Annotated in this window: 9 protein-coding genes and 1 pseudogene; 3 read left to right on the forward strand and 7 right to left on the reverse strand. The window is 54.5% G+C overall.

Annotated features, from left to right (window positions below; genetic code table 11):
- Nucleotides 1-252: pseudogene (locus K8V32_RS02645) on the forward strand (hypothetical protein); the annotation flags it as partial.
- Between the two features lie 112 nt (nucleotides 253-364).
- On the opposite strand, the gene K8V32_RS02650 reads toward K8V32_RS02645, so the two are convergent.
- The 6 genes from K8V32_RS02650 to K8V32_RS02675 all read right to left on the reverse strand — a co-directional run bounded on the left by K8V32_RS02650 (nucleotide 365) and on the right by K8V32_RS02675 (nucleotide 5,532).
- Nucleotides 365-622 carry a PspC domain-containing protein gene (locus tag K8V32_RS02650; protein ID WP_303902466.1) on the reverse strand — a complete coding sequence of 86 codons (258 nt, stop codon included), beginning with the start codon at nucleotides 620-622 and terminating at the stop codon, nucleotides 365-367.
- Between the two features lie 33 nt (nucleotides 623-655).
- Nucleotides 656-1,519 carry a hypothetical protein gene (locus K8V32_RS02655; protein ID WP_303902469.1) on the reverse strand — a complete coding sequence of 288 codons (864 nt, stop codon included), beginning with the start codon at nucleotides 1,517-1,519 and terminating at the stop codon, nucleotides 656-658.
- A complete protein-coding gene (locus K8V32_RS02660) occupies nucleotides 1,482-1,817 on the reverse strand; it encodes a plasmid pRiA4b ORF-3 family protein (RefSeq protein ID WP_369681031.1) in 336 nt (111 codons plus the stop codon). The genes K8V32_RS02655 and K8V32_RS02660 overlap by 38 nt, the downstream gene beginning before the upstream one ends.
- A gap of 114 nt (nucleotides 1,818-1,931) precedes the next feature.
- Nucleotides 1,932-2,489 (reverse strand): DUF7010 family protein, encoded by a 558-nt coding sequence (locus K8V32_RS02665; protein ID WP_303902472.1) that lies wholly within the window; start codon nucleotides 2,487-2,489, stop codon nucleotides 1,932-1,934.
- Between the two features lie 173 nt (nucleotides 2,490-2,662).
- Nucleotides 2,663-4,033 (reverse strand): aspartate aminotransferase family protein, encoded by a 1,371-nt coding sequence (locus tag K8V32_RS02670; protein ID WP_303902475.1) that lies wholly within the window; start codon nucleotides 4,031-4,033, stop codon nucleotides 2,663-2,665.
- A gap of 8 nt (nucleotides 4,034-4,041) precedes the next feature.
- The gene (locus K8V32_RS02675; RefSeq protein ID WP_303902487.1) at nucleotides 4,042-5,532 is read right to left on the reverse strand and encodes a CoA-acylating methylmalonate-semialdehyde dehydrogenase; all 1,491 of its coding nucleotides are present in this window, start codon (nucleotides 5,530-5,532) and stop codon (nucleotides 4,042-4,044) included.
- A 174-nt stretch (nucleotides 5,533-5,706) separates the two neighbouring features.
- Between K8V32_RS02675 and K8V32_RS02680 the strand changes: the two genes are divergently transcribed.
- Nucleotides 5,707-7,299: a PucR family transcriptional regulator ligand-binding domain-containing protein gene (locus tag K8V32_RS02680; protein ID WP_303902478.1), complete on the forward strand. Its 1,593-nt coding sequence runs from the start codon at nucleotides 5,707-5,709 to the stop codon at nucleotides 7,297-7,299.
- Between the two features lie 11 nt (nucleotides 7,300-7,310).
- On the opposite strand, the gene K8V32_RS02685 is transcribed toward K8V32_RS02680, so the two are convergent.
- A complete protein-coding gene (locus K8V32_RS02685) occupies nucleotides 7,311-8,765 on the reverse strand; it encodes a PucR family transcriptional regulator (RefSeq protein ID WP_303902480.1) in 1,455 nt (484 codons plus the stop codon).
- A gap of 141 nt (nucleotides 8,766-8,906) precedes the next feature.
- Here K8V32_RS02685 and K8V32_RS02690 point away from each other — a divergent pair.
- Nucleotides 8,907-9,601 (forward strand): NAD(P)/FAD-dependent oxidoreductase (locus K8V32_RS02690; RefSeq protein WP_303902482.1); only part of this gene is annotated, 695 nt, incomplete at its 3' end.

Below are 9,601 nucleotides of genomic sequence, written 5' to 3' on the forward strand. Positions count from 1 at the left end.
AACGGTCGAGTACAGCGCATTTTCTGGCTAAATGTCGCCGACAACGCCGGGTGGAAGCTGGACTGGCGTAATGTTTCTGGACAGATGAATGACGCAGCCTGCCGCGAAGCAGCGGTGACTGGAGATCTGGCAATAATACGCGAGCTACTTGCCGAAGTGGTGGTTGGTCCGGTCACTTACAACTCGAAGAACTCAGGTAGGAATCAGACGGAGCGAGTTAACCCGATCCGCGCTAAAAAACGCAACCCATGAACACTGGAAGCATCACGCTATCAAGTGCTGGCCTCAACGCCGCGTGTCCACGAGGTACGTCGAATCTTCGGGCTTTAACCGCGAGAACGTAAACGGCTAGACAAGGTAGGCGTTAGCGTTTCGGAGGACGCTTGCCTTCGAGTATCCGTTCCAGCGGGATGCTGTTATCGCGCCATGGCGTAACGATCCAAATGACGACGTAGAGGATCCAGCCGATAACTGGTAGCAAAAATGACACCAGGACCAAGAGCCGGACAAGCCAGACGTTGATGCCAAAACGTGAGGCGATCCCTCCGGCGATACCACCTAAGATGCGCTGTGGTCCTCGGCGAAATCTGATGCGGCGGATGGAGTCGAAGATGGTGTTCATGGCATTGACGCTACGCGAAATCTTTTGTTCGCACTATAGCGGTTTCGCTGTCAAAAGTGTTGCCCTTGCAAGCTCGGCTGCCGCAGGGCTGACGGTGCCATTGAACCACGCCCGTTGATCTTTCGGCGCGATGTACCACAATAGGATCGTTTGCCATGAGCCCTGAAATACGACGTCGTAACTTTGCACCGGCTCATCATTGACCCGCCATCCAGAAGCGGTGAGTATCTCGGCTACCGTTGTGAGGTCAAAGGAGTTATCTGAGGTTGCTGCAAATAATAAGGACAGCAGTGCCGCATCATGGGAGAATGTGCCAGCGGTTGGTTCAGAGGGCAATAGCCGGGCTGCTAAGTGATTCCACAACAGTGGTGTTGCTTCTTGACCGTCCTTGGCTGCCTTGGTGAGTAACAGGTCGCCCTTATATTTGCGCAGCAACCCGACCTGTTGGAGAGCCTCGCGAACGTGCATTACCGCTAGCATTTTTGACTCACCGCCGGTAGACAGTTCAAAATCTCTCAGTCCGAGCACTTCGCCGAAACGATAGGCGATCTTGGGTGGAAGATAGCCGGCGCTCGTGAGCCGTACACCGGTGCCAATGTCGTCGAGAAGGAGCAGCACCGCGCTGAGTGAATCGACCAACTCAGATTCTTCTGGCGCTGGACGACCTGACCTTGGATCAGCTGAGGCCAGTATTTCCAAACGATGGATCATCTCGGAGCGAGCCTGTTGGTCCGGACATTCGTTCAAAATGCTCTTGAACTGCGGAAATTGGGCGATGAGTGCTCGTGTTTCTTGGTCTAAGCCGAAGAGCTCTGGTACGGGTCCGGCCGGAGCGAAACCAGCGGGAGCTACCAGCCAGCTATCGCCGACCAGTAATGCTGACCGCGATGGGATCATCAGGCATGGCCTGGCGGACTTTTTCGAGTTTGATGGTGTGGTGCCAGCTGTCACCGTAGTCATAGACATAATTTAGTTGATCGCCGGGTTCTTGCAAGGTTTCGTCAAGGCGAACGTCGTCAACGAAGGTGCCTTCATCCTCGTCGTCGGTCATATCGTAGTCGCAGAGGAAGTATTCACTGTCCCAGCTAAACGGGTGGCCAAGAGAGAACCGATATACATGGTAGTCATACCATTCGAATGCACCCTGAATGACACGATGGACAGTGAGGAGAGAAACGTCAGAGCGAATTTCAATACGGCGTCAAATGGGAGGTCGCGCGTCGTCTGACCTGGCGCGGCGGCATCTCGTATCCAAGGCTGCTCATAAAGCCCATGAGTGCAGTCTACTGGCCAAATGACGAGACCGCGTTTAGCTGGCTGTAAGATGCATCCCCGCAAATACCGCAGCGGTAAGCAATAACAGACTACCGGTCACCAGACAGACCCGACCCGGGCCGGAGCGGGGATTGGCTTCGTCTGCGGCGCCCATGACCGCCGTGGTTGAAAGAGCGATCAAAACCGCCATGCCAATGTACAGCGGTGTTTGATACAGCCATGAATAGAGCACGAAGTGCACTGCAGTGATCGTGGCAAATACCACCGGCACGAGCCCGTACTGGCGTTTGATGATCAAATAGATCAGCAGCGGTAGGCCAAGCAGCTGTGAGGTGCCCACCAGAATGGAGAACTGGGTGATTTCCTCGGGGACAGGCCTGGATTGACCGATGGCTCCGATGAGCGCGGACAATCCCAGTGCGATGGGGAATGCGACCATGCCCTGGAAGAGGGTCGCATATGCGGCGGTGCGTTGGGACGCGCGTGACCAAAACACAGCGCACACCAGCCAGGTCAAACCATAGGCGCTCAGAAACGCGACCCCCGACAGGTTTTGCTCGGCGAGTTGTCGTAGTGCATCAGCCAAATCCATGCGTTGTCTTCCTCAACGAGTGTGCTACATTGTGGGCGCAGTTTAGCAGCAAACCATGCAACTGGTCTGCACCATGGGGAGGCTAGATATTCGTGTCATGCTGGAAAACACTCAACGGTGGGCTACAGCTCATGCTGTAGCCCACCGTTGCATGTTTGTTCGTGGCGGTGCTGTTAGTGCTGGTAATACTGGTCAGCCACCGATAGTGCCTCATCCAAAATGGCCAGCCCCTCGGCAACCACGTCGTCGTCGATATTCAACGGCGGCACCACATGGATGCGGTTGAAGTTGGCGAAGACGATCAGGCCCAGTTCCTTGCATTTGGCAATGACCTTGCCCATCGCTTCGGAGCTGGAACCGTAGGGTGCCAGCGGCTGTTTGGTGTCTCGGTTGGTGACCAGCTCGATCGCCCAGAAACAGCCCAGCCCGCGCACATCACCCACCGAGGGGTGTGCTTTCTGCAGACGCTGCAGGCCCGGACCAATGACGTCGTCACCCAGCCGGGTGGCATTGGCATTCATGGCCTCGTCTTCCATCGCATTGATGGTTGCAACTGCGGCGGCGGTGGCCAACGGGTGACCAGAATAGGTCAGCCCGCCAGGGTAGACCCGATTGCGGAAGGTGTCGTAGATGGCTTCGTTGATGACCACACCGCCCAGGGGCACGTAGCCGGAGTTGACCCCTTTGGCGAAGGTGATCAGATCTGGGGTGACGTTCCAGTGGTCGATGGCGAACCATTTGCCGGTGCGACCAAAACCCGACATGACCTCATCGGCGATGAATACGATGCCGTATTTCTTGGTCAGTTCTCGCACCCCGGCCATATAGCCTGCCGGGGGCACGTAGATGCCCGCGGTGCCCGGCACGGATTCTAGGATCAGCGCGGCGATGGTATCTGGGCCTTCGAGCACAATGGTGTTCTCGAGGTTCTCCAGGGCACGAGCCACTTCCTGTTCTTCGGTTTCGGCGTGAAAATAGGAACGATATGGGTAGCACGGCAAAAAGTGTACGGTCCCGGTCGAAGCGGTATCCGAGGCAAACCGCCGCGGGTCGCCGGTGACATTGACCGCCAGGTGTGTGCCACCGTGATAGGACCGATAGGCTGACAGCACCTTGGTTTTGCCAGTGTGCAGTCGGGCCATGCGGATCGCGTGCTCATTGGCGTCCGCACCACCGTTGGTAAAGAACACGTAGTCCATACCGGCTGGTGCGCGTTCAGCAATCAGGCGCGCAGCTTCCGAACGCGGTGCCGAAACATGTGCCGGTGCGATCGTGGCGATCGTGGCAGCCTGTTCTTGGATGGCCGCAACAACCTTCGGATGTTGATGACCAACGTTGGTGTTGACCATTTGTGATGAAAAGTCGATGTAGCGTTTTCCGGTCTCATCCCAGAGGAATGAGCCCTGAGTTTTCACCACGGTCATCGGGCTAAACGGATCCTGCGCAGCCCACGAGTGGAACACATGGGCACGATCCAGTTCATAAGCGCGCTCGCCCTCGGCACGCAGCGCTTCGGATACTTCAGAAGAATGGGTAACAGTCATGACAATCCTTACTGGTTTTCTGGGAAGCCCAAGTTGATACCGCCGTGGGATGGATCAGACCAACGCGTAGTCACAGCCTTACCACGAGTGAAGAAGTGCACACCCTCAGCACCGTGAGCGTGGGTGTCACCAAATAGCGAGTTCTTCCAGCCACCGAAGGAGTAGTACGCCATCGGGACGGGGATCGGCACATTGATGCCCACCATGCCAACCTCAACCTCATTTTCAAACCGTCGTGCGGCCCCACCGTCATTGGTAAAGATCGCGGTACCGTTGCCATATGGGTTGGCGTTGATCAGCTCCAGGCCCTCATCATATGTGTCCACCCGCAGCACCGACAGCACCGGCCCAAAGATCTCTTCCTGATAGATCGTCATCTCCGGGGTCACATGGTCAAAGAGCGTGGGCCCAACGAAATAGCCGTTACCGTCGGCATCAAATTCGCCGTCACGACCATCAACGACGACGGTGGCACCTTCGCGCTCGCCGGCGTCGATATACCCGGCAACCTTATCGCGGTGTTCCGAGGTGACCAATGGTCCCATGTCAGTCCCACGGGTGCCATCACCGGTGCGCAGACTCCGGGCGCGGTCGGCAATCTTCTCCACCAGCTCATCGGCAATATCACCGACGGCAACCAGTGCGGAGATGGCCATGCAGCGTTCGCCTGCTGACCCGAAGCCAGCATTGATTGCGTTGTCGGCGACCATATCCAAGGCGGCATCTGGCAGGACGAGCATGTGGTTCTTTGCACCGCCCAGAGCCTGAACGCGTTTGCCGTGAGCGGTTGCGGTTTCGTACACGTATTTGGCGATCGGGGTCGACCCGACAAACGAGACGGCCTTGATGTCGTCGTGTTCCAGCAGGGCATCCACGGCGGGTTTTCCACCGTGGACGACGTTGAATACGCCGTCTGGCAGGCCGGCTTCTTTCCACAGTTCAGCTTCCCAGTTCACTGCCGTAGGATCTTTTTCCGAAGGTTTGATGACCACGGTGTTTCCGGCGGCAATCGCAACAGGGAAGAACCACATCGGTACCATGGCAGGGAAGTTGAACGGCGAGATGATTGCGACCGGTCCCAGTGGTTGACGTTTGGAATGCACATCAACATTGGTCGAGGCGTTTTCGGTGTAGCCACCTTTGAGTAGGTGCGGCATACCGCAAGCAAATTCGACGACCTCAAGGCCACGCTTGACCTCGCCTAGAGCATCGTCGAGGACTTTGCCGTGCTCAGCGGTGATCAGCGCGGCAAGTTCTTCTTTACGTTCGTTCAGTAGCTCGCGATAGCGGAAAAGAATCTGCGTGCGTTTGGACAGTGAAGTATCACGCCACCCCGGGAACGCTGCCTTGGCAGAAGCCACGGCTTGGTCCACAGTAGCTTTCCCAGCCATGGCCACCTGACCGGTGACCTTGCCGGTGGCCGGGTTGGTGACATTGGCACGTTCTACGTTGGTTTCCGTGCCATCGGTGTAGGCATTGTCGATCCAGTGATTGATCATCGTAACGGCTTCAGTGGCACCAGGCTGGCTGGTCTGGTCCAACTGGTTGATCGTGTTCATGCAGTGCATCCTTTGCTCACGGAAAATGGGTACGTTCTCACCATGCCCCGATCTCGTGACGCAAAACAGTGACACTGTGTATCGATTTTGCGACATGATGATTACACTGTGTTTATGTTTCATGTCACGGTTGGTGCGGTTCTGGGCTTAGAACTCTTTAAGAATGCCCCGTTGCATTTGATATCACAGCCCGCTGAAGGTGCTGTTGATGAGCCCGTGAGGTGGATGCATATCCTAGAAACGGCCCGTCCCGAGGGCCTGCTTCCCGGGGGCGAATTTATTTTGACCACCGCAACATTCTTGGATTCGGTGGTTGATGAGCAACACGATGGAGTCGATGCGGCGAATCAATTCCTTGATTCCATCGAAGCCACAGGTGCTGTTGCTGTGGTGGCGGAAGTGCTTCCAGAAAGGCATCAAGTGATTAGGACGTTGAAACATGCCGCACGCAACCGAATAACCCCTATCTATTTGCTGCAGGACCGCATCCGTTTTGTCGAGCTGACGCAATTCGTACACGAAAACATTGCTGCAGCGAGGCTACGGGAAGTCGAAACAGACCGCCGTATTCACGAATCTTTTACCCGACTGTCCGTTGGGTCAGCATCGACTAGCCGTATCGTCGCCGAAGCGACAGCGCTCTTGGGTTGCCAAGTCGAATGGGAGTCGACGGATCAGCGCAAAGCTGGCATCGTCAGTGCTTCGCATCCGGTGGTTGCCGGGGATGAAGAACTGGGCTGGCTTGTCATCCGTGATTCCGGGGCCACTGATGAAGCATTGGTTCGAACCGTTTTAGAACGAGCCGGTCAGGCCGTGGCTATCTCAGTTCTGGCCCAACGTTCGCAACGCGAAATGCGTCGCTCCACGGCATCCTCATTATTCTATCAATTGCGTAATGGCACAGAGCTTTCGGCTCAAGAAGTTCAATGGCGTCTGAGCGAAACCTTCGGCTACGCTCCAATCACGGCATCGACCTGGGTGTCTGTGGTTTTTCGAATCTCAGGACACCAGCTCACTGAGGAGCTACTCAACCGCTGGTCTGGGATTCTGCTCGACATTTTGGAACAGCTAGGGTCCGTGCAGAAGCTACCGGTATTTGCCGCACGAAGCGAGATCGGGGTAGTTGATGTGTTGGCTCCGGTACATGCCCCCAGGGAAATTGAGCAATTAGTAAAAGCAACCCACGTACGATTCACGACACAACTGCGAAATCGGACAGGGCTTGTCGCCGGCATCGCAAATCAAGCAAGATCAGCGAAAATCGCCGCGAAGCGACTGCAAGACGCCGCTCAAATAGCGCAAGCAGCACAAGCTTATATCGCTGCTACGGGGCAGCATCGTCCCTATTTTTATGCACAAGATCTAGGCCTACGAGGTTTACTTGCCACACTTCAACAAAATGCCCAACTCGAATCTTTCGTGGTGACCGAACTAGCAGGTTTGGCCGCTCATCATCGCTCGCGTCGTGACTTTGAAGATCAACTTCAGCTCCTTGAATCAATATTGACCATAGATAATAAAGCGGCATTGGCTCGCTCACTACACATTTCACGTCCAGCGCTATACGCTCGTATCAGTCGGTTGGAGACACAGCTGGGATATGGTTTGGAGAGGGATGCCGAGCAGCGTACTGCCACACATCTTGCGGTGATGGCCTATCGCATGAACTCAGATGCAATGTGGACCGCACTTGGGAAACGCTGTTAAGAGCTCCTGATCTAGATCGTTTTATTCCTCGGTTGTAACTGTTCAAAAGCAGACAGCGCTTGATAGAAACTGACGATCCCTGCTGTTGAGTTTGGATCGATGTCGGTTAGCCGTTGAATCATCTTCAGTCGGTATATCAATGTTTGTCTATGTATCATCAAGACTTTTGCCGTCTCCGTTCCAGAACGATCTGCTTCCAAGTATGTACGTAATGTATGCAGTAAATTCGTGCTGTTCTCCTTGTCGTGTTCGAGGATCGGGCCAAGTGCTTCAGCAATTCGTTGTTGAGCAGTCTTACGGTCGAATACACCGAGATGGTAGGCAACAAAGTCGTCAAAATGAGCTGTTCCCATGGCGCGAGACTGGGCATACTGTAAAGCGTTGACTGCCTGATCGGCTGCTTCCGGGAATTGGTTAGCTGGAGAGATCAGTCGGGAAAGCCCGATGGTGACATGACGTCCTGCGCCCAAGCGCGCCAAGAGAGCATCATCAACTGGGTAGGGGAGTGCTATGAACAGTGTCTCGTCGATTTCAGTGATCAAGTGTGGCTCATTGCGCAGCCCGGGAATCAAGTGTATTCGCGAAATAATATCGCGTTTTGTATTATCATCAACGACGCGAAGCGCCATCAGCTGTATCTCACCTACGATGCCACGTTGTTCAAGGATCGGGCTGAGTGAGACTGAATCCAGCTGCCCTTCGAGCAAATGACGAAAGATGGGTTCTTGATGAGCTCGTGTCTGATCGAGCTGTACCTGTTCGAACCCCAATTCCATGGTCACCAACGTGGACCAGTGCCACATGAATTCTTCATCGGTGATGAGACCTGCTGAGTATGGTTTTAAATAGGCGACTTCCCGTCCGGTGCCCGGTAGTTCAATTTTTGTCCATGCCGTAGTGTTCTGAGTGACCGTTTCGGCCATGTGGTGGAAGATCACTGCATTACTGGGCCCATGTTTGATGATGACCTCGGCATCCAGGATCCGGCACAGTCCCTGAAGACGTTCATCCTGACTGACGCCTCGACGTAAATGACTTGTATAAGACGAAAACAACCGCTGAATCATTTCAGTACGTTCCCATCGGGACTGCAATGCAGACTCCACCACCAGATGGGAGATCTTATTAAATAAGATTGGTCGCTTTGCCGTGATCAAAGGTAGTCCGCAGGTATCCGCGTTTTCGAGGAGTCCTGGTGTGAGCTCTAAACCTTCATGTGGCAGTTCAAGTAATATTCCGCCCACACGGGCTCGGTTAAGACGTTGAATCCAGTCGACCTGGCCGCTATCGTCTGACGGTAAATTCGAGCCGGTCGTCATCATGAGATCTCCGGGCTCAATCCAGAGCCATGGATCACTAGTGTCGACTGCGTGGGCCCAGGTGATCATTCGATTCAAACCTGCAGCCCCAGCGCGAAGTTCGACCGGATCTTTCAGGCGACGTAGGAGTTCTTCGATCGATAGCATATGACTCCTCTATGACCAAGATTCTCTTAATAGACAATTGTCTGAGACGACGATCACATTTTAGCATTTTGTCTAATTTCTACCAGATGTGTTGCATGACACAGTTGTGAGGTGAGTAGCCACAGAAGGGAATCGCCACTCATGACACTTGCTAGTCTTTCAACTGCCCGTACTCACACTGTTTGGTCCGAGGGACAATCATCTCATGCTGCCCTCGGTCAAAACTTGAGCGTTGATACGATCATCATTGGGGCAGGCTTCACAGGCCTTTGGACAGCCTACTATTTGGCGGCGGCAGCTCCTGACATGCGCATCGCAGTGATAGAGCAAGAACATGTAGGTTTCGGAGCGTCGGGGCGTAACGGTGGATGGGCTTCAGCAATTTTCCCGCTGTCATTACAAAAAGTCGCCAAGAAATACTCTCGTGCTGCAGCAATCGACTTACAACAGGCGATGAATGACACAGTCGACGAAATTCAGCGTGTGAGCGCTACTGCAGGCATCGATGCGCACTACGAAAAATCAGGGTACCTTTCACTGATCCGTAGCGCTGCACACATGCAGCGAGCGCATTCAACTGTGGCATCCAGCGCCGACTTCCTTGGCACATCGGATCAGTGGCAAATTTTAGACCGAGACGAAGCGCGTGCATTGATTGACGCATCAGGTGTGACCGGCGCCCTATACTCCCCACACTGCGCCATTATCCATCCCGGTAAACTCGTACGGGGTCTGGCAGATATCGTGAAACATCTGGGCGTAACTATTTATGAAAACACCCCGGCAAACGAGATAGCCCCCAAGACAGTACGCACTCCTGGCGGGACGATTCGTGC

It is taken from the genome of Enteractinococcus helveticum (assembly GCF_020742345.1).
GTDB lineage: Bacteria > Actinomycetota > Actinomycetes > Actinomycetales > Micrococcaceae > Yaniella > Yaniella helvetica_A.